This window comes from Micromonospora sp. SCSIO 07396, from assembly GCF_053667945.1.
In genome coordinates, this window is sequence record NZ_CM132210.1 from 5020443 (window position 1) to 5038984 (window position 18542).

Here is an 18542-nt window from a genome sequence, read left to right on the forward strand (position 1 = left end):
CGGCCGGCTGGCGACGCGTCGTCAGGGCAGGCGTGACCGGATGTCGCGAGAGGCATGCGACCGGGTCGAGCCCGCAAAACTCAGCGTTACGCCAGGAAGGCCCCCCGTGCATGGAGCTTGTCCTGAAATCCGCAAGTGGTTTACCGATCGTCGCGGCCAAACGGCCCGCTGTCACCCGCAATATTCATGGAAGACTTAGGTACGATCAATTAAGAACTTTCCGCTTCCACTTAAGGATCGTCCATGAATGATCTTGACGTCTTGGCTGAGCTGCTCAGACCGATACGTCTGGTCAGCGTTTTTCACAGCCGCTGGATCGCACGCGGCCCATGGAACGTCCAAGGCGACGACGACCACTGCGCGGTGATGCACTATGCCCTGCGAAATAGTTGTTACGTCAAACTTCCCGGTCGGCCGCCTATTCTACTGCAACGGGGCGACCTGGCGATCTTTCCCTATGGCACCGCGCACACATTAGGGGACGGATCCCCGACCCCGACCCGGCCGTTACGTAGCGTGCTCCCCGAACGCCGCCTCGGCGAGTCGGCGATTGTCCGGATCGGCGAGGCGGGCCCGGTCACCGAGCTGATGTGCGCCAGCCTCAACTACGACCCGGGCGGCGAGCCCCCGCTGTACCGCTCGCTCCCACCGATCTTCATGCTGGGAAAACCCGAGCTCGACCACGAGCCTCTCCTGCTCCGGACACTGGAGTCACTCGTGGCGGAGACCGAACGCCGCGAACCGGGCAGCCCGCTGGTGACCCTTCGCGCTTTCGAGATGGTCTTCGTGCTCGCGCTCCGAGTGGTGTTGCGCAAGCTGACGGTTGACGCACCGGGGCTACGGGCACTCGGCCACCCCGGCGTCAGCCGTGCCCTGTCGGCCATTTACGGGGAGTTTCAACGACCCTGGACGTTGGACCTGCTGGCCCAGCGCGCGGGCATGTCCAGGTCGAGTTTCGCCAAGACATTCCGGGACCTCGTCGGGGAAGGGCCCGCACTGCATCTCACCCGACGCCGGGTGCAGGAGGCCGTTCAACTGCTCACCTACACCAAAACCCCACTGAGTTCGATACCCGAGATGGTGGGATACAAGAGCACGGTCGGATTTCATCTCGCTTTCCGAAAAATCCTCAATGACACGCCTGGCCGATATCGGGCACATCACGGACTGGGTGGTGGGCCGGGTTGCGGGGTCCCCTGCACCGACGAATCATGACGCGCCGCGATCACGGGCAACGGTGGTATCGCCGACAGCACGGAACCATGTCGATCAATTCCACGCATCGTGAGACGCCGATGTCGAGAACGCAGCGGCGCGGGTGGGTTCCCCTCCGGGACTACCCGTCGTCGCGCCGACGACGCGCCCGCTCGATCTCGGCGACATCCGGCGTCCACGGGCCGTGCCGGTCGAGTGCGGCGCAACCACCACGGACGAAGACCCCGACCAGGGTCCGGTACCCGCCGATCCCGTCGACCAGGCGGTACTCGACCCGGTACTGCGGAGCCGACCCCGCCGCCCCGGGCCGCACCGTCGTGATCCGGGCGATGGAGTCGGCATAGAAGTGCAGCTGGATGCCCTCGCCCCGCTCCTCGTCCTCGATGGTGAACACCTCGTTGTCGCCGGCGGAGCGATCGGCGACGAAGTCCCAGAAGGCGGCGGAGGCGGTACGGGGACCGCCCCGCAGCCACGTCTGCGCGTCACCCTTGTCATCGGTGAACGACAGGGCGGTCTTCCGCGCGCCGTCGTCCACCCCCGGGTGTTCGTCGGCAGCCTCGTCGTCGTCCGCCCGGCTGTTCCGGGCGCGGTCCGCAGCCTCCGAGCACATCAGGAAACTCACCGTCCGCACCGCGTCGTCGACGAGATCGGGGTACGCCCGGCGTACGGCCGCGTCGACGGTCGCCGTCATCCGTTCCCAGTCGCGCTTGTCGGTCGCCCGCTTCCCCCGGCGCGGATCGAGGCCGATCCGCATCCCGGCGCACGCCTGCTCCGCGGTGGCGATCACCTGCATGACCTGGGGCAGCAGGGCAGGGTCGACGGCATCGGGCAGCCGCCTGGGCAGCGTCGCGCCGTGCAGGTACTGGCCCGTGAACCGCAGGACCCCCGCATCGAGGGGCCCGAGGACCACCCCGCGCTCGGCGCGACGGCGGGCCGCGTGGTACTCCTGGGCACGGCTCTCGTCCGGTGTCTCCGTCGCGGCCCGCATCGCCGCGCAGACCTGACCGCGCTCCAGGAGGTCGAGGTCGGCCCCATGGGCGACGAGCCGGCTCCGGTCCCATTCGATACGCCGGAAGAGCGCATCGACGTCCGCAGGCGCGGAGAGCAGCACCGGGTCCAGCAGGGCGACGGCGGCGTCCCCGTCGAGCCCACCCCCGGTCCCGGCGGCGTCGCACAGCGGCAGGAGCGCACTGGACAGCAGCAGGTGTCGGGCCAGGTCCTCCCGGATCACCGCGAGATGGGCCGCGCCGATCGGGACCGTGAACGTCCGGGGCTCGTGGTTGACGTCGGCCCCGGCGGCGAGCCTCAGCCTCAGCTCACCGTCCGTACGGATCACCTGCGGAAGCCAGCCGCTGCCACGGCGCGCGAAGACGACCTCTCTCACCGCTCCGACCTCCCGCGCACCGGCAGCGGCCGGACCCGGCCGCTGCGGGCCCAGGGCGTTGCGCGACCCACCCGGCACCCGCTGCTCACGACCACCTGGCGCACTCGGCGTCGCGGCGTGGCCCGGTGCGCACCCGGAAGGCAGCGGTTGGCCCGGCCGGTCCGAAGGTGTTCCGACCAGGGCTGCTCCCCCTGCCTGATCCGGGAGATCACCCCCGCCCGGGGCATGAGCACCACACTCTGCCCCGCCACCTCGGCGGTGAAGACGAACCGATTCAGTCCGGGCGCGTACGGGCGGGCCATGGGCGTCCTTCGATCGTGGGTGACAGCTCCACCAGGGGGTGGACCAGCGCGGACATGCCTGCGGTCCTGATCATAGGCATGCCCGGCCCGCTCGTCCGGTGCTGGTGATCAAGCGCCCACCAGCACCGACGGGGAACCAGGGGTGAGGTGACCGCGCGAAGGGTGGTCCACCCGGTTGATCAGCTCGTCGTGTCAGGCCCGGGGCGCAGGATTCGCGGCCGGCAATGCGCTGGGCCGGGTCGACCACGCGTTCCCGGGTGCCCGGACGCTCCCGGCATGGTCGATGCCGCCGGCCGCTCCGGCTTTGCCGGCCGACTCGATCCGCTGGTGCAGCAGGACCGCCCCGACCAGGGTCGAGGGTGCGGTCAGCAGGTACAGGGCGATGCCCGGAACCGCGAACACCGGGCTGATCGGCAGCAGCGTGAGCATCCGCAGCGACAACACGGGCAGAATCAGGACGCAGATGCTGGTCATGCCGAAGCCGAGCGTGAAGCCGAGGTTCCGCCAGGCGAAGCGCATCTGCTCGCCGACGCCCCGCACGCCATGATGGTGCAGCGGCACGGCGAGCACCAGCGAACCGATCAGAAAGCCGTTGAACAGCAGACCGCCCCCGAAGGCCACGACGAGATTCACGCCGGGAATCCACAGCAGCGGCAGAACGATCAGCCAGCCCAGGTGCAGAACCAGGGTGACGACGACCGTCTGACGCAGGCAGACCGCCGCCGAGCGGTACCACGACGGTGCGCCCTGGTTCGTCCCGCCGGTGCGCCGGATCACGTCGCGGGTCAGGGCCGGGAAGAACGCCGCACCGAACAGCATGGTCAGCGGAACAGTGAGCGCGGTCACCGCGCCGTGCAGGAAGAGGCTGACCGCGACCCACAGCACCTTGTCGACGATCCATCGCACGACCTCGGGCCAGCCGGATGCGAACCCGAGCAGCCACCCGGTGAGACGCTCGACCAGCAGCCCGGTGGCTTCCTGCAACCCCAGCAGCGCCAGGCCGGTCAGGGTGAGCGGGAGCAGCACGAACGTCCAGAGGCCGGGCGTGGTGACGAACAGCTTGGCACCGCGAAAGAAGTACCCGACACCGATGAAATAACGTCTGATACCGGTACCGGCCGCCTTGGCCCCACGCAGGGTCTGGTATCCCGCGACCCCCACGGCATGCCCGGCGACCCCCGCCATCCGGGCTGCTGCCGGACCGGCCCCGGCCCGGGTGATCGGCCCGACCGCAGCCGACGCCGCCCGTCTCCCCGGTACCACCGGTGCCAACTGCGCACTCGACGGGACCTCGTGGGCCTGAGGGAAGCCATAGACCGACGGGAGGACCTGGGCGGCCGGCGGATCACCAGGCGGAAACGGACGCGGCTGCGGATCCATGCGCCAGGCCCTCCAGGGGTTCGATCGACACGGCGGGCGGCGAGCCCTGGAAGCCGAAAGGCTTCTCAGCAGCCCCATGGCGGTAGCCGATCATGCCCGCACCACCGGATTGCCGTCCATTGAGGACACTAACGACCCCGGGGTGCCGCCCGCCACCCCGTCCGCGGCCTACCGCGAACGGCCCCCGGAGGATCCGGGGGTTGGTACGGCCGAGCGACCGGTGGACGCCGGCGGAGATCAACCGATGCCGTCGACCGCCGCCCGGAGCGCGTTGATCGACGGATCCCAGGTGAAGTTCAGCACGGGCAGGCCGGCGGCGGCGGCGTTGCTGTCGCCACCGAGGACCACCGCCCGCGGCTTGGCGGTGCCCTGCGGGACGACGAGATACCAGCTGCCCCGCACGTTCGCGATGAACACTTCATCAACCTCCTGGTCCGGTGGGTTCGGGTCGGTGGCGTCCCCGACATGGTTCTCGAAGTCGACGGTCGCGCCGAAGTTCGTCGGAGCGCCGGTGTTCAGCCAGAGGCTCGTGTGCACGTGCGGCCCCACGCCGGACTCGCTGCCGTTCGCCGAGGAGCCGGAGTACGCGATCGTCTGGCCCCGGGAGACGCGTTGGCCGGTGGCGACGGCGATCCGCGACAGGTGCAGGTGCCGGGTGTAGTTACCGTCGTCGTGGGCCATCCCCACCACGCGTCCGGCCGCGGTCGAGGTGTCCGTCTTCACCAGACGGATCGTGCCGTTCGCCGCGGCCACCACGGGGGTCCCCGCGCCGACCGCGTAGTCGGTGCCCGGCTCACCCGAGGGCGGCGTGCGGCTCCGGTGGTCCTGCCACGAACTGGAGATCCGGACGTTCCCGCACGGCCGCTGATAGTTGCCGGCGGCCCGAGCGGCATCGGGCAGCACCGCGAAGGCGGCCGACACCCCCGACGCCGCCAACGCCGCGGCCGTGATGAACCCACGTCTGGTGAGCCCCCGCAGGTAGGCGATCCCACCGAGGTCCTCGGGCCGCGGGCCGCCGTGACCAGCATCGCAAGGAGAGCCGGAGCCCGGCCGCCCACTCAGGATCATCAATGCAACCTACGGCCCCGTCCGGCGCGGGGCAAGGTCGTCCTTCGGATATCCGTCACGCCGTGCGCCCACCCTTTCCACTTCCGCCGTGCGCCACCCCCGCGACCGAGCTTCCCCACCCGCCTCGGCCACCCGCTGCCGACCGACCGGACCGCACGGCGCAGAGTGCAGAGAAGGCGTGGATGACGGGGGCGAGCCGGGCGGCGCAGGCGTGAGGGCTTCCGGTTGCGGTGGACTCGTCAAGCCAGGATGACCGAGGGTCGGCGGCCTACCCGCACCGCGAAGGAGGGCCTCCTCCCGCTCCGGAGAGTGACCTTAACAACACGGTTTTCTCACGCTGCGGGTACTATGCCTGCGTGGGCGTATTAATACGGCCGGGGAACGTCTTCCTGGCGGACTGCCCGGCACGGCTGGCCATCGAGCTGCTGGCGGACAAGTGGTCCGTAGTGGTCATCTACGGGCTCAGTCAGGGTCCCCGGCGGCACAACGAGTTGAAGGCGCTGATCGGTGGCGTGTCGTCCAAGGTGCTCGCCCAGACGATGCGGCGACTGCAGCGGCACGGATTGGTCGGGCGCTCGGCGTTGCCCGAGCAGCCGTCAATCACGCAGTACGAGTTGACCCCGCTGGGGCAGACCCTGGTAGAGCCGGTGGAGATGCTGTCTCGCTGGGCCGAGCGACACGGGTCGGACGTGCTGGAGGCCCAGGGGGAGCAGACCGACGCCGTCGCGGTTACCTCGGGGTAATCGCGCGCCGTCTACCGTGGAGGAGACGGATGTGGCAGCGCGATGGGGGAGAGCGGCAGATGGCGGTCGCGTTGGTGACGGGCGGCAATCAAGGGCTGGGCCTGGCCCTGGTGCGGGCGCTGTGCCGGGAGTTGGGGCCCGAGGCGCAGGTCTACCTGACGGCCCGCGACCCGGCGCGTGGTGAGCAGGCGGTGGAGCTGTTGCGTGCCGAGGGTCTCGCCCCGCGGCTGCACCCGCTGGACGTGACGGTGGAGGCCAGCGTCGCGGCGGCGGCCGACATGATTCGCGAGCGGCACGGCGGGCTGGACGTGCTGATCTCCAATGCCGCGGCCCGGATCTCGCGGGAACTACCCCCCGCCGAGCAGGTGGCCGAGTTCGTGGACACCAACAACCACGGCACGTATCGCATGCTGCACCACTTCCTGCCGATCCTCAACGAGCACGCCCGGGTGCTGGTGGTGGCCAGTTCGTTCGGCTCGCGGCGGCACCTGCCCAGACCGCTGTGGAGCGCCTTCGACACCGACCGGATGAGCCTGGAGGACGTCGAGAACGTGATGGACGAATACGTCCGCCTGGTGCAGAAGGGCGAGGCCGAGGCCCGGGGCTGGCCGAGCTGGATCAACATTCCGTCGAAGGTCGGCCAGGTGGCGTCGGCCCGGGTGGCCGCCCGGATGATGGAGCGCGACCGGCCCGGGCACGACGTCTACGTCGGCGCGGTGTGTCCCGGCCTGGTCGACACCGATGCCTCGCGCCCCTGGTTCGATGACATGTCGTCGGCGCAGAGCCCGGACGAGGCGGCCCGCGACGTCCTCTGGCTGGCCACCCGGCCGGCCGGCAGCACTCCCCCGGCCGGTGAGCTGGTGCAGCACCGGAGGGTCCTGTCCTTCGGATGAGCTGGCCTCGGACGCCGCGACCGGTTGCCGGTCCGGTCGCGGCGCCCGGGCGCCCGCGCTCAGCCGACCCTCTGCTCCTGCTGCTGGGAGCAGGTCCCCAGCTGGGCGAAGGCATAGGCGGCCGAAACGAGCGTCATGTGGTGGTGCCAGCCACGCGACGAGCGGCCCTCGAAGTCCAGCAGGCCGTACCCTTCGCTCAGCGTGTCGACGTCCCGCTCGCGGCGCGCGGCGAGTTGGGCCAGGGTGAGCACGTGACCCACCTGCGACTCCGGCAGGCCGGTCAGCCAGAAGTTGGCCGCGCTGGTGGCCGCCGCCGACCAGACGGCCACGAGCAGGCAGTCGGCTCCGCCGCCGGAGCCGGCCACGGTGCCCGGCAGCCGGACCGGTACGGTGGTGACATACGAGCGGTGCAGGGCGGCGTCGTGCAGTTGCCGCCACATGACCGGTTGCCGGCGTGCGGCGGTCACAGTTGGGCGGAACCCGGCATCGGGGCCAGGTCGTCCACCGCGTAGGAACGGATCCGGGGCTGGCCGTCCTGCAGGACGACCGACCAGGTCTGGCTGGCGTCGAAGCCGAGCCACTCGCTGGTCGCCGCAGGCGGGTTCCACACCCGGGCCTGCCAGTTGACCAGGACCGAGACGTCGGCATGCAGCGGCGAGAGCAGCTCGACGTCGGCTCGCTTGACCTCGTGGATCTCGTCGAAGAACCGGTGGGTGACGGTGTCGTACCAGCCGCGGAAGTCGTCCTCGGTGCGCAGGGTCGCCTCCGGGAACTGCATGGTGAGGCCGTTGTCGGCCAGGTACGGCACCACGGCGTCGATCGGGTCGTGCCGGTCCAGGGCGTCGTACCAGTCCTGGACGAACCGTTGGACGGCTTCGACGCTCAGGGCGTCGGGCATGGTCTGCTCCTTCGGGTGACGGTGGTCAGTCGGTGACCAGATCGATGAGGAACGGGCCGGGGGTGGCGAGCAGTTCCTCGACTGCGGCCGGCACCTCCTGTGGGGTGCTCACCCGCTGCGCGGGCACCCCGAGCGAGCGGGAGAGCGCGGCGAAGTCGATGGCGGGCCGGGACAGGTCGAACGCGTCCGGGTGCAGGTGGGCGGGGATGCCCCCATCCCGCCAGTACTGCTCGATGTTGAGGTCGAGCAGGCGGTAGCGGCGGTTGTTGCAGATCACGAACTTGGCACCGATGTCGTGCCGAGCGGCCGTCCACAGCGCCTGGATCGTGTACATGCTGCCGCCGTCGCCGGTGAAGCCCACCACCTGCTGACTCGGGCGGGCCAGCTTGACGCCGAGCGCGCCGGGGATGCCGACCCCGAGCGAACCGCCCCGGGTCTGGAAGAACCGGCCCGGCACCCGCGGCGGTGCGTGCACCGCCAGCGGACCCGACTCGGTCAGCGCCTCGTCGAAGATCACCAGGTCGTCCGGTGCCCGGCGGACCAGCGTCCTGACGAACCGGTTCATCAGTCCCGCGTCGTCGCCCGGTTCGTCGCCGGGCGGTGCCGCGCCGTCCCAGCGCGGTGGTCGCTGCCGGCCCGGCCGGTCCAACCGGGCGGCCAGGCCGGCGAGGGTGAGCCTCGGGTCAGCGACGACACCCAGCTCGACCGGGTGGTTCTTGGCGATCTCGTACGCGTCCAGATCGACGTGCACGATCCGGGCGTCCGGCGCGAACGGGCTCGTCAGCTCGGGGAACACCTCGGGAAAGACGTAGGTGCCGACGATGAGCACCGTGTCGGCGTCCGCCACCGTCCGGGCACTGTCCGCGCCGAACATGTGCCCGAGTTGCCCGCCGTACAGCGGATGTCGACTGTCGACGTTGACCTCCGAGGAGTTCACTCCCCACATGGGCGCGCCGAGCAGCTCGGCGACCGCGGCCAACTCCCGTTGGGCGCCGCTGGTGGCGACGCCGTCGCCGAAGAGCACGAGCGGCCGACGGCCGGCGGCCAGGATCTCGGCGGCCGCAGCGAGCACGGCGGGCTCGGGCAGCACCCGGGTGTCCGGGATGACCGTCGGCACCACGGGATCGGTGACGTTGGCGTCCAGCACGTCGGCCGGCACCACGACCAGCACCGGGCCCCGGGGTGGGGTCATCGCGATCTTCACGGCCCGCCGCATCACCCGCAGCAGCGAGGCCGGGTCGATCACCCGGGTCGCGTACTTGGTGACCGGACGGGCCATCGCGACCAGGTCGGCGGCCATCTGCGAGTCCATCGCGTCGTACCGCACTCCGGCCTCCCCGGCCAGCACCACCAGCGGTGATCCCCCCCGTTTGGCCTGGTAGAGCATGCCGATGCCGTTACCGAGCCCGACGCCGCTGTGGAGCTGGACCAGGGCGGGGCGCTGGGTGGCCCGGGCGTACCCGTCGGCCATGCCCACCGCCACCGACTCGTGCAGAGTGAGCAGGTAGTCGATCTCCGAGTCGGTGACCTCGTCGATCAGCCCCTGTTCCACGGTGCCCGGATTGCCGAACATGTAGGTCAGGCCGTCCGCGGCGAACTGCTCCACGAGGGCCGCCTTGCCGGTCCGTGCCCGTCCGGCCGGACCGTGGCCCGTGCCCGCCGTGCTCACCAGCCGTCCCGCCGCAATCCCTGCTCCAGCGTCTCGACCAGCTTGGCGCCGGCCAGCGCCGAGTCCGGCGTCGAACGCGCGGTGATGAAGGGGTAGTCGACGATGACCGACAGTTCCTTGCCGACGTTGCCGTGGAATTGTCCGCCCGGTCCGGTGGCGTCGCGCAGGATGTACTCCAGCGGGTACGGCGGCGGGCCCATGTTGAACTCGACGCCCAGAAAGCCGGTTCCGTCCTTGTAGTCGTACTCCTTGGGGTGCCCGGTCACATGCTTGCCCGCGATGATGCTGGCCCGCGTCTCCAGGTCCCGGGCGAAGGCGAGCACCGTAACGCCGTAGCATTCCGCGAGAATGGGCTTGTCCGCGGCCACGAAACCGAGTACGACCTCGTGCAGGCGTTCGTTGTTGGCCATGTCGACGATCGGTCCGCTGCCGCCGACCAGCACCAGGGCGTCGAAGCTGGCGACCAGGTCACCGACCGAGGCACTGAGCTCGCGGTAGTACTCCTCGAGCCGGCGCAGCGGGTTGAGCGAGCTGAGATACGGGCGTTCGGGGATCAGATCCGCGATGCTCAGCGGGTTGTCCAGCCGGGATGACTCGTCCAGCCGGCGGCCACGGTTGGCCATGTCCACGGTGGTGACCGAGCGGCCCAGCGGGGGGTCGATGTAGTCGGGGTCCAGGCTCGGCGGCAGTGCGTGCGCCCGGCGCCCGTTCGCCGTGGCGAAGGTGACCTGGTAGCCGGCGCTGTCGAATGCCTCGACCGGCCCGACCAGTTCCTCTGCCCAGTAGCCGTACTCGGAGAGTACGACGAGAATCCGTCTGCTCATTAGAGCTCCCTTTGGGTTTGTGCGAACTGGACAACCTCGCCGCTGCGTTCGTCGGCGGCTCCGTTGTTCGCCTTGCCCTTCCGAGTTAAGCGACGGACTGCGTCGGAAGCCATGACTGCGGCCCCTTCCGCGAACAAGTTCAGCGACTACACGGAATCGCAGTTGAACAGGACTCACGGAGCCGGTGAAGCATTTGCGCATTCACGCCCGGAACTGCCAAATCATCGATTATGGTCGGTCGTGGCGTTCGCTACGGGCGAACCCGCCATACATTGCGGTACCCATCTGCAACAAGGGGCCAGATATACTGGTATCAGCCTTGCTAGTATCGAGGAAAAAGCCTGCGTGGGGTCGATGATGGGGGCCAGGACAATGGACGACGCGGCACGCCGCAAGGAGCTGGCGGCCTTTCTGCGGGCACGGCGGGCGGAGCTGAAGCCGGGTGACGTGGGCCTACCCGACGGCGTCAACCGACGCCGGACCCCGGGGTTGCGCCGCGAGGAGGTGGCGCAGCTGTCCGGCGTGGGCCTGACCTGGTACACGTGGCTTGAGCAGGGCCGGGCCATCCCCGCCTCGCGTCAGGTCATCGACGCGCTGGCGACGGCGCTGCGGCTGGGCGACGAACACCGTCGGCACCTGTTCGTGCTGGCCAGCCTGTCGCTGCCGCCCGCACCGGGCGACGACAAGCCGGTGCTGGCGGCGGTGCAGCGCATGCTGGACGCGGTCAAGCCCAACCCGGCCTACATCATCGACCATCGGTTCGACGTGCTGGCCTGGAACGCCGCCCAGTCCGCACTGTGGCTCGACTTCGCCGAGATCCCGGAGGACGAGCGCAACCTGGTGCTGCTGCTGTTCCGCGATCCGGGCGTACGCCGGCTGCTGCTCGACTGGGACGAGACCGCCCGCATGATCGTGGCGCAGTTCCGGGCCGCCGCCGGGCAATACCCGGGCGACCCCCGCTTCGCCCAGGTCGTCGACCGGTTGTCCCGCGACAGCACCGATTTCCTGGGCTGGTGGGAGTCCTATCCGGTGGCGGAGTTCAGCATGGCGGTGAACCGGCTCGCGCACCCCCGGGCCGGCGCGCTGGAGCTGGACCTGTCCCACCTGCGGCTGGTGGAGCACCCACAGCTCACCATGGTCCTGCAGACCCCGGTGCACGATGCGGACGCGCGGGCGCTGAGCGACCTTCTGGCCGCCGTGACCTGACCCGCCCCGGGTTACACGTGTCGGTAGTCGACACAACGAGCACCCGTTATTGGCCGTGACCCCGCGCCGCTCCGCACTGTCGGTGACACACCGACAGCGAAGGAGCAGACGTGAGTCTGAGACTGGCCATTGAGGACGTCGTCCCGGCCGTGGGGGCCGGCCGCTTCCCGGCCAAGGCAGTCGTCGGCGAACGGGTCGACGTGGGAGCGACCGTCTACCGGGAGGGCCACGACGCGGTCCGTGCCGAACTGGTGTGGCACCGCCCCGGCGAACGCGGGGAACACCGTCGGCCGATGGAGCTGACCGACGCGGGCCTGGACCGCTGGACGGGCGCCCTGGTCCCGGACCGCAGCGGCTACTGGACCTACCGGGTGGATGCCTACAGCGCACCCTGGCACACCTGGCTCGACGCGCTGACCACGAAGCTGGCCGCCGGCTTCCCGGCCGACGAACTGGCCAACGAGCTGGCCGAGGGGGAACTGCTGCTGCTGCGGGCGGCACGCCGGGTGCCGGGCGCGGACGGCCGTCGTCTGCGCGCGGCGGCGCGGGCCCTGCGGGACCGGCACGCCGCCCTGCCGCAGCGGACCGGGCCCGCCCTGGACGCCGCCGTACGGCACATCATGGACACCCGCCCACTGCGCGAGCTGCTCACCCGCGGGCCCACCCGGCGGCTGCTGGTCGAGCGGGAGCGGGCGTTGACCGGCGCGTGGTACGAGCTGTTCCCGCGCTCCACCGGTGGTCTCGACCCCGACGGCCGCCCGGTGCACGGCGACCTGCGTACCGCCGTCGCCCACCTGCCCGGCATCGCGGCGATGGGCTTCGACGTCCTCTATCTGCCACCGATCCACCCGATCGGCCGGACGGCGCGCAAGGGCCGGGACAACGCCGCGACCGCCCTTCCCGGCGACGTCGGCTCCCCGTGGGCGATCGGGGCCCGGGAGGGCGGCCACGACGCGATCCACCCCCGCCTCGGCTCGGCCGCGGACTTCCGGGCCTTCGTCCGGGCCGCCGCCGACCACGGGCTGGAGGTCGCGTTGGACCTCGCCCTGCAGTGCGCCCCGGACCATCCCTGGGTCACCGAGCATCCCGAGTGGTTCACCACCCGCGCCGACGGCAGCATCGCCTACGCGGAGAACCCGCCGAAGAAGTACCAGGACATCTACCCGCTCAACTTCGACAACGACCCGGCCGGGCTGCGTGCCGAGATCCTGCGGGTGGTGCTGCACTGGGTGGGCGAGGGCGTCCGGATCTTCCGGGTCGACAACCCGCACACGAAGCCGCTCGATTTCTGGCGGTGGCTGATCGAGCGGGTCAAGCAGGCCGACCCGGACGTCGTCTTCCTCTCCGAGGCCTTCACCCGCCCCGCCGTGCTGCACGGGCTCGCCAAGGTCGGCTTCAGCCAGTCCTACACCTACTTCACCTGGCGGACCACCAAGGCGGAGCTGACCGGCTACCTGCGCGAGCTCACCGCGGACGCCGACCACCTGCGGCCCAACCTGTGGGTCAACACCCCGGACATCCTGCCGGGGCACCTGGCCGGCGCGCCACCGGCCATGTTCGCCATCCGCGCGGCCCTGGCCGCCACCCTCGGTCCGTCCTGGGGCATGTATGCGGGCTTCGAACTGTACGAGAACACCCCGGCCGGTCCCGGCCGGGAGGACTATCTGCACAGCGAGAAGTACGAACTGCACTACCGCCCGCCCGCCGACGCCGAGTCCCGGCCCTCGCTGCGGCCGTGGATCACCCGGCTGAACCGGCTGCGGCACCGGCACCGCGCCCTCGGCCGGCAGCGCGGACTGGTCTTCCACGACGTGGCGGACGACCAGCTCGTCGCCTATTCCAAGACGGACGACCGCACCGGCGAGATCGTCCTGTGCGTCGTCACCCTCGATCCCGTCCGCCGCCGGCAGGCGCCGCTGCGGCTGGACGCCCAGGCTCTGGGCCTGTCACCCGACCGCCCGCTACGCCTGCGGGATCTGGCCACCGGCCGCAGCCGCACCTGGCACGACAACGCGGTGGTGCGCATCGATCCCGGCGTGGCGGTCGCCCGATTCTTCACCCTGGAACAGGTATGAACACCACCTCACCGGCCGCTCAGGTGTCCATGGTCGCCCCCGAACCCGAGTGGTATCGCACCGCCGTCTTCTACGAGGTCCTGGTGCGTGCCTTCCAGGACAGCAACGGGGACGGGCTGGGCGACCTACGCGGGCTGACCGAGCGGCTGGACTATCTCCAGTGGCTCGGCATCGACTGTCTGTGGCTGCCGCCGTTCCTGCACTCGCCGCTGCGCGACGGCGGCTACGACATCAGCGACTTCCGCCGGGTGCATCCCGCACTGGGCACCCTCGACGACTACGTCCGCCTGCTGGACGAGGCCCACAAGCGGGGCATCCGGGTGGTCATCGACATGGTCATGAACCACACCTCGGACCGCCACCCCTGGTTCCAGGCGTCGCGCACCGACCCCGACGGGCCGTACGGCGACTTCTACGTCTGGAACGACAGCGACGACCGGTACTCGGACGCCCGGGTCATCTTCGTCGACACCGAGACCTCCAACTGGGCGTACGACCCGGTGCGGCACCAGTTCTACTGGCACCGCTTCTTCAGCCACCAGCCGGACCTCAACTACGACAACCCGGCCGTGCAGGAGGCGATGCTCGACGTCCTGCGCTTCTGGCTCGACCTGGGCACCGACGGTTTCCGGCTGGACGCGGTGCCGTACCTGTTCGAGGCCGACGGCACCAACGGTGAGAACCTGCCGGCCACCCATGCCTTCCTGCGCCTGATCCGCAAGGTGATCGACGACGAGTACCCGGACCGGGTGCTGCTCGCCGAGGCGAACCAGTGGCCGGCCGACGTGGTCGAGTACTTCGGCGACCCGGCGACCGGCGGCGACGAGTGCCACATGGCGTTCCACTTCCCGCTGATGCCGCGCATCTTCATGGCGGTCCGCCGCGAGTCACGGCTACCCATCTCGGAGATCCTGGCGCAGACGCCGGCAATCCCCTCCGGCGCGCAGTGGGGCATCTTCCTGCGCAACCACGACGAGTTGACGCTCGAAATGGTCAGCGACGAGGAACGCGACTACATGTACGCCGAATACGCCAAGGACCCGAGGATGCGGGCCAACATCGGCATCCGCCGCCGCCTCGCGCCGCTGCTGGAGAACGACCGCAACCAGATCGAGCTGTTCACCGCTCTGCTGCTGTCGTTGCCCGGCTCGCCGGTGCTCTACTACGGCGACGAGATCGGCATGGGCGACAACATCTGGCTCGGCGACCGCGACGGCGTGCGCACCCCGATGCAGTGGACGCCGGAACGCAACGCCGGCTTCTCCTCCTGCGACCCCGGGCAGCTGCACCTGCCGTTGGTCCTCAGCCCCATCAACAGCTACCAGTCGGTCAACGTGGAGAACCAGCTCGCCCACACCTCGTCGCTGCTGCACTTCACCCGCCAGTTGCTCGCCGTCCGCAAGCGGCACAGCACCTTCGGCGTCGGCGACTTCCACGAGCTGGAGGCCACCAACCCGAGCGTCTTCGCCTACCTGCGCCGGCTGCGCCACGCGGACGGCACCGAGGACGTCGTGCTGTGCGTCAACAACCTCTCGCGGTTCGCCCAGCCGGTCGAGCTGGACCTGTCCGCATACGCCGGACACCGCCTGACCGAACTCATCGGCGGCGTGCGGTTCCCCAGCCCGGGCACCGACAGCTATGTGCTCACCATGCCCGGACACGGCTTCTACTGGTTCGCCCTGCGTCCCACCGAAGAGGGTCGAGATGACTGATCCGACACACGCCCCGGTCAACGCGGCACACCTGGCCGCCTGGTTACCCGAGCAACGGTGGTTCCGCGCCAAGGGCCACGCCGTCCGCGAGGTGCGGCCGGTCAGTTCCGTGCCGCTCGGCGGCGACGGGGACGGGCCGGCGGCCCGGCTCGATCTGCTCGAGGTGCGATTCGACGACCGGGCCCCGCAGTACTACCAGGTGGTACCCGGGCTCGACGCCGTACCGTCGTACCCGGCTGACGTCCCGGCCGCCGCGCTGGCTCTGTTGCGGGCGATAGCCGGCGGCGTCGAGCGCGGTACCAACCGCTTCCGTCCCGAGCCCGGCACCGGCCTGCCGGACCGGCTCGGACCGCGGCTGACCGCCGCCCTGTCGGACCCCGGGCCGCCGGCACCGTCGCTCGTGCGGGTCCTGGCCGCCGAGCAGAGCAACACCTCGATCGTGTTCGACGACGAGGTCATCCTGAAAATCTTCCGCCAGGTCGAGCCGGGGCTGAATCTCGACCTGGAGCTGCACCGGGCACTCACCCGGCTGGGCTCCGACCACGTCGCCCCGCTACTCGGGGCCGTGGAGGGCGAGTTGCAGGGTGAGCCGACCACCCTCGGCATGCTCAGCGGGTACGCCCCGCACGCCGTGGACGGCTGGGCGATGGCCCTGGCCAGCGTCCGCGACGTACTGGCCGACGACGCTCCGGCGGCGGTGGCGCGCTCGGGCGGCGACTTCGAGTTCGAGGCCCGCCGCATCGGAGCCGCGGTCGGTGAGGTGCACGCCGATCTACGTACCGCCTTCGGTGTCGACGTCGCCGACCCCGCAGACGTGGCCGCAGGCTTCGCCGCCCACCTCGACGAGGCCGTCGCTGTCGTGCCCGCGCTGCGGTCGCACGCCCCGTTCCTGCACGCCCGGTACCGGCGCCTCGCCGGGTTGTCCACGCCGGTGCCCATCCAGCGGGTGCACGGCGACCTGCACCTGGGTCAGCTGCTGCGCACCTCGCACACCTGGTGGCTGCTGGACTTCGAGGGTGAACCGGCCCGGCCTCTCGCGCAGCGTCGCGCGCCGCGTTCGCCGCTGTACGACGTCGCCGGGTTGCTGCGGTCCCTCGACTACGCGACCCACTATCCGGTACGCGATGAAGCGCCGGACGCGGACGCGGTCCGACGCCTGAGCCAGTGGTCCGCGCTCAATCGCGAGGCGCTGTGCGCCGGGTACGCGGACAGCACGGGCGTCGATCCGGGGAGCAGCCAGCAACTGTTGGAGGGGTACGTGCTGGACCGGATCGTCTACGAGGTGGTCTACGAGGCCACCGTCCGGCCCGCCTGGCTGCCCATCCCGCTCGCCACGCTCGACCGGCTCGGCGCCGGGATGCCGCAGTGAGCGCCGGTACCGCACCGGCCGTGCACGCGGGGCCGGACGCCCTGTGGCGTCGGATGGGGGCGCACCCGGACGGCGTCGGCGGGCCGACCCGGTTCCGGGTGTGGGCACCGGCCGCCGAGGCCGTCGATCTGGTCTGGTGGCACCCGGGCGGCCGGGCGGTCCACGAGGCGATGGCCCGCTCGCAGGACGGTTGTTGGGACACGGTGGTGCCGCAGGCCCGGCCCGGCGTCCACTACCGGTTCCAGGTTCACGGCCGCGACGGCACGGTCCGGCACAAGGCCGACCCGTGGGCCCGCGAGGTCGTACCCGAGGAGCCGCACACGTCGGTGGTCCCGGCCCCGTCGCGGCACCGGTGGACCGACGCGGGCTGGCTCGCCGGACGCCCACAGCGGCACACCCCGGTCTCGGTGTACGAGGTGCATGCCGGATCCTGGCGTCCCGGCTGCGGGTTCCGGCGGCTGGCCGACGACCTGGTGCCGTACGTGCGCCGGTACGGCTTCACCCACGTGGAGCTGATGCCGGTCACCGAGCACCCGTACGGCGGCTCCTGGGGCTACCAGGTCAGTTCGTACTTCGCGCCCAGCGCACGGTTCGGCGGCGCGGACGAGCTGCGCCACCTGATCGACCGGCTGCACGCCGCAGGTGTCGGCGTGCTGCTCGACTGGGTCCCGGCGCACTTCGCACCTGACGACTGGTCGCTGGCCGACTTCGACGGCGGTGCGCTGTACGAGCCGCCCGACCCGGACCGGGCATGGCACCCGCTCTGGGGCACCAAGACGTTCGACTACCAGCGCCCGCAGGTGCGTGACTTCCTCGTCGCCAGCGCGCTCTACTGGCTGGAGGAGTTCCACTTCGACGGGCTGCGCGTCGACGCGGTCAGCTCGATCACCCGCCGCGACTTCCTGCGCGAACCGGGCGGGTGGGCCGGCGGTGACGTGCTCGACCGGCCCGGAATCGACTTCCTGCGCGAGCTGACCGGCACGGTACGCCGCCGGCATCCCGGCGCGCTCCTGATCGCCGAGGAGGCAGGGCTGACCGACGGGGTCACGGAGCCGGTGGACGCCGGTGGCCTCGGCTTCGACCTGTGCTGGGACCTCGGCTGGGCGCACGACACCTTCACGTACTTCGCCGCCGGCCCGGACCAGCGCCCACACCTGCGGGAAACGCTCGCCGCCGCCGTGGATCGCGCCGCCGCGCGCCCGGTGGTGCTGCCGGTCAGCCATGACGAGATCACCGCGCCGCACCAGCCGCTGTGGCGTCGCGTGCACGGCGACGGCCCGGATGCCGCCGCGGCGCTGCGGGCCCTCCTGGCGTTGCAGTACGCCACACCCGGGGTGCCCCTGCTGTTCATGGGCTCGGAGCACGGCGGTGCCGAACCCTGGCGGGAGTGGGCCCCCGTGGACCCGTCGCCGTTGCTCGACGCCCCGGGCGGCGATCTGTATCGGGGAATGGGCCGGCTGATCACCAGGCTGAACCGGATCTGCCAGCAGGTGCCCGCCGGACCGGAGCCGGTGCGGTGGTGGCGGCGTCCGGGCCCGGGTGAGCCGCTGCTGGCGTTCGCCCGCGACCACGGCGACGGCGTGCTGCTCTGCGTGGCGAACCTGACCGACCGGCCGCTCGGCTGGGACGCGGTCGCCGACCCGCGGGTGTGGTCGGTCCTGCTGGACACGGCGGACGAGCGCTACGGGGGCCCGGGGCGTCCCGCAGGGGCCGGGATCGCCCCGGGTGCGGTCGTCTGGCTCACCGCCGCAGGCACCAACCTGGCACCTACAATGCCAGGATGAACGGTGCCCTGGGTGGCCTG

General features: G+C 70.8%; 15 protein-coding genes. 8 read left to right on the forward strand and 7 right to left on the reverse strand.

Annotated features, from left to right (window positions below; all coding sequences use genetic code 11):
- Positions 1–243 precede the first annotated feature (243 nt).
- Positions 244–1215: an AraC family transcriptional regulator gene (locus ACWCHM_RS21490; protein ID WP_204956709.1), complete on the forward strand. Its 972-nt coding sequence runs from the start codon at positions 244–246 to the stop codon at positions 1213–1215.
- 121 nt (positions 1216–1336) lie between these two features.
- Here ACWCHM_RS21490 and ACWCHM_RS21495 read toward each other — a convergent pair whose 3' ends face one another.
- The 3 genes from ACWCHM_RS21495 to ACWCHM_RS21505 form a co-directional block, all read right to left on the reverse strand.
- A complete protein-coding gene (locus ACWCHM_RS21495) occupies positions 1337–2599 on the reverse strand; it encodes a DUF6357 family protein (RefSeq protein ID WP_421489203.1) in 1263 nt (420 codons plus the stop codon).
- Between the two features lie 494 nt (positions 2600–3093).
- Positions 3094–4359: an EI24 domain-containing protein gene (locus tag ACWCHM_RS21500; RefSeq protein ID WP_454219538.1), complete on the reverse strand. Its 1266-nt coding sequence runs from the start codon at positions 4357–4359 to the stop codon at positions 3094–3096.
- A gap of 159 nt (positions 4360–4518) precedes the next feature.
- Positions 4519–5349 carry a M23 family metallopeptidase gene (locus ACWCHM_RS21505; RefSeq protein WP_454219540.1) on the reverse strand — a complete coding sequence of 277 codons (831 nt, stop codon included), beginning with the start codon at positions 5347–5349 and terminating at the stop codon, positions 4519–4521.
- 356 nt (positions 5350–5705) lie between these two features.
- Here ACWCHM_RS21505 and ACWCHM_RS21510 point away from each other — a divergent pair, with 356 nt between their 5' ends.
- On the forward strand, positions 5706–6092 hold the full coding sequence (locus ACWCHM_RS21510; RefSeq protein ID WP_454219542.1) for a winged helix-turn-helix transcriptional regulator: 387 nt from the start codon (positions 5706–5708) through the stop codon (positions 6090–6092).
- Positions 6093–6151: 59 nt separating this feature from the next.
- Positions 6152–6985, forward strand: coding sequence for an SDR family NAD(P)-dependent oxidoreductase (locus ACWCHM_RS21515; RefSeq protein WP_454219544.1), 834 nt, complete (start codon positions 6152–6154; stop codon positions 6983–6985).
- A 59-nt stretch (positions 6986–7044) separates the two neighbouring features.
- On the opposite strand, the gene ACWCHM_RS21520 is transcribed toward ACWCHM_RS21515, so the two are convergent.
- From ACWCHM_RS21520 to ACWCHM_RS21535, 4 genes are read right to left on the reverse strand one after another with little or no spacing between them, the layout of a single operon-like run.
- Positions 7045–7452, reverse strand: coding sequence for a hypothetical protein (locus ACWCHM_RS21520; protein ID WP_454219546.1), 408 nt, complete (start codon positions 7450–7452; stop codon positions 7045–7047).
- On the reverse strand, positions 7449–7883 hold the full coding sequence (locus tag ACWCHM_RS21525) for a nuclear transport factor 2 family protein (RefSeq protein WP_204956697.1): 435 nt from the start codon (positions 7881–7883) through the stop codon (positions 7449–7451). The genes ACWCHM_RS21520 and ACWCHM_RS21525 overlap by 4 nt, the downstream gene beginning before the upstream one ends.
- Positions 7884–7908: 25 nt before the next feature.
- Positions 7909–9552, reverse strand: coding sequence for a thiamine pyrophosphate-binding protein (locus ACWCHM_RS21530; protein ID WP_454219548.1), 1644 nt, complete (start codon positions 9550–9552; stop codon positions 7909–7911).
- Positions 9549–10376: a type 1 glutamine amidotransferase domain-containing protein gene (locus ACWCHM_RS21535; RefSeq protein WP_204956695.1), complete on the reverse strand. Its 828-nt coding sequence runs from the start codon at positions 10374–10376 to the stop codon at positions 9549–9551. The genes ACWCHM_RS21530 and ACWCHM_RS21535 overlap by 4 nt, the downstream gene beginning before the upstream one ends.
- A gap of 357 nt (positions 10377–10733) precedes the next feature.
- Between ACWCHM_RS21535 and ACWCHM_RS21540 the strand changes: the two genes are divergently transcribed.
- From ACWCHM_RS21540 to ACWCHM_RS21560, 5 genes are all read left to right on the forward strand, one after another.
- Positions 10734–11582: a helix-turn-helix transcriptional regulator gene (locus ACWCHM_RS21540; RefSeq protein WP_454219550.1), complete on the forward strand. Its 849-nt coding sequence runs from the start codon at positions 10734–10736 to the stop codon at positions 11580–11582.
- 110 nt (positions 11583–11692) lie between these two features.
- Entirely contained in the window at positions 11693–13657 is a 1965-nt protein-coding gene (locus tag ACWCHM_RS21545) for a maltotransferase domain-containing protein (RefSeq protein ID WP_454219552.1), read from the forward strand.
- A complete protein-coding gene (treS, locus tag ACWCHM_RS21550; protein ID WP_204956692.1) occupies positions 13654–15369 on the forward strand; it encodes a maltose alpha-D-glucosyltransferase in 1716 nt (571 codons plus the stop codon). The genes ACWCHM_RS21545 and treS overlap by 4 nt, the downstream gene beginning before the upstream one ends.
- The gene (locus ACWCHM_RS21555) at positions 15362–16738 is read left to right on the forward strand and encodes a maltokinase N-terminal cap-like domain-containing protein (RefSeq protein WP_454219554.1); all 1377 of its coding nucleotides are present in this window, start codon (positions 15362–15364) and stop codon (positions 16736–16738) included. Before treS ends, ACWCHM_RS21555 begins: the two co-directional genes overlap by 8 nt.
- A complete protein-coding gene (locus ACWCHM_RS21560) occupies positions 16735–18522 on the forward strand; it encodes an alpha-amylase family glycosyl hydrolase (protein WP_421489212.1) in 1788 nt (595 codons plus the stop codon). Before ACWCHM_RS21555 ends, ACWCHM_RS21560 begins: the two co-directional genes overlap by 4 nt.
- The last annotated feature ends 20 nt before the right edge of the window (positions 18523–18542 follow it).

Excerpts from the sequence above, each read along its gene's own strand:
- ACWCHM_RS21515 (WP_454219544.1), top strand. The coding sequence starts at position 6,152 with ATGGCGGTCGCGTTGGTGACGGGCGGCAATCAAGGGCTGGGCCTGGCC.
- ACWCHM_RS21535 (WP_204956695.1), bottom strand. The coding sequence starts at position 10,376 with ATGAGCAGACGGATTCTCGTCGTACTCTCCGAGTACGGCTACTGGGCA.
- ACWCHM_RS21555 (WP_454219554.1), top strand. The coding sequence starts at position 15,362 with ATGACTGATCCGACACACGCCCCGGTCAACGCGGCACACCTGGCCGCC.
- ACWCHM_RS21490 (WP_204956709.1), top strand. The coding sequence starts at position 244 with ATGAATGATCTTGACGTCTTGGCTGAGCTGCTCAGACCGATACGTCTG.
- ACWCHM_RS21540 (WP_454219550.1), top strand. The coding sequence starts at position 10,734 with ATGGGGGCCAGGACAATGGACGACGCGGCACGCCGCAAGGAGCTGGCG.
- ACWCHM_RS21525 (WP_204956697.1), bottom strand. The coding sequence starts at position 7,883 with ATGCCCGACGCCCTGAGCGTCGAAGCCGTCCAACGGTTCGTCCAGGAC.
- treS (WP_204956692.1), top strand. The coding sequence starts at position 13,654 with ATGAACACCACCTCACCGGCCGCTCAGGTGTCCATGGTCGCCCCCGAA.
- ACWCHM_RS21500 (WP_454219538.1), bottom strand. The coding sequence starts at position 4,359 with ATGGGGCTGCTGAGAAGCCTTTCGGCTTCCAGGGCTCGCCGCCCGCCG.
- ACWCHM_RS21505 (WP_454219540.1), bottom strand. The coding sequence starts at position 5,349 with ATGATCCTGAGTGGGCGGCCGGGCTCCGGCTCTCCTTGCGATGCTGGT.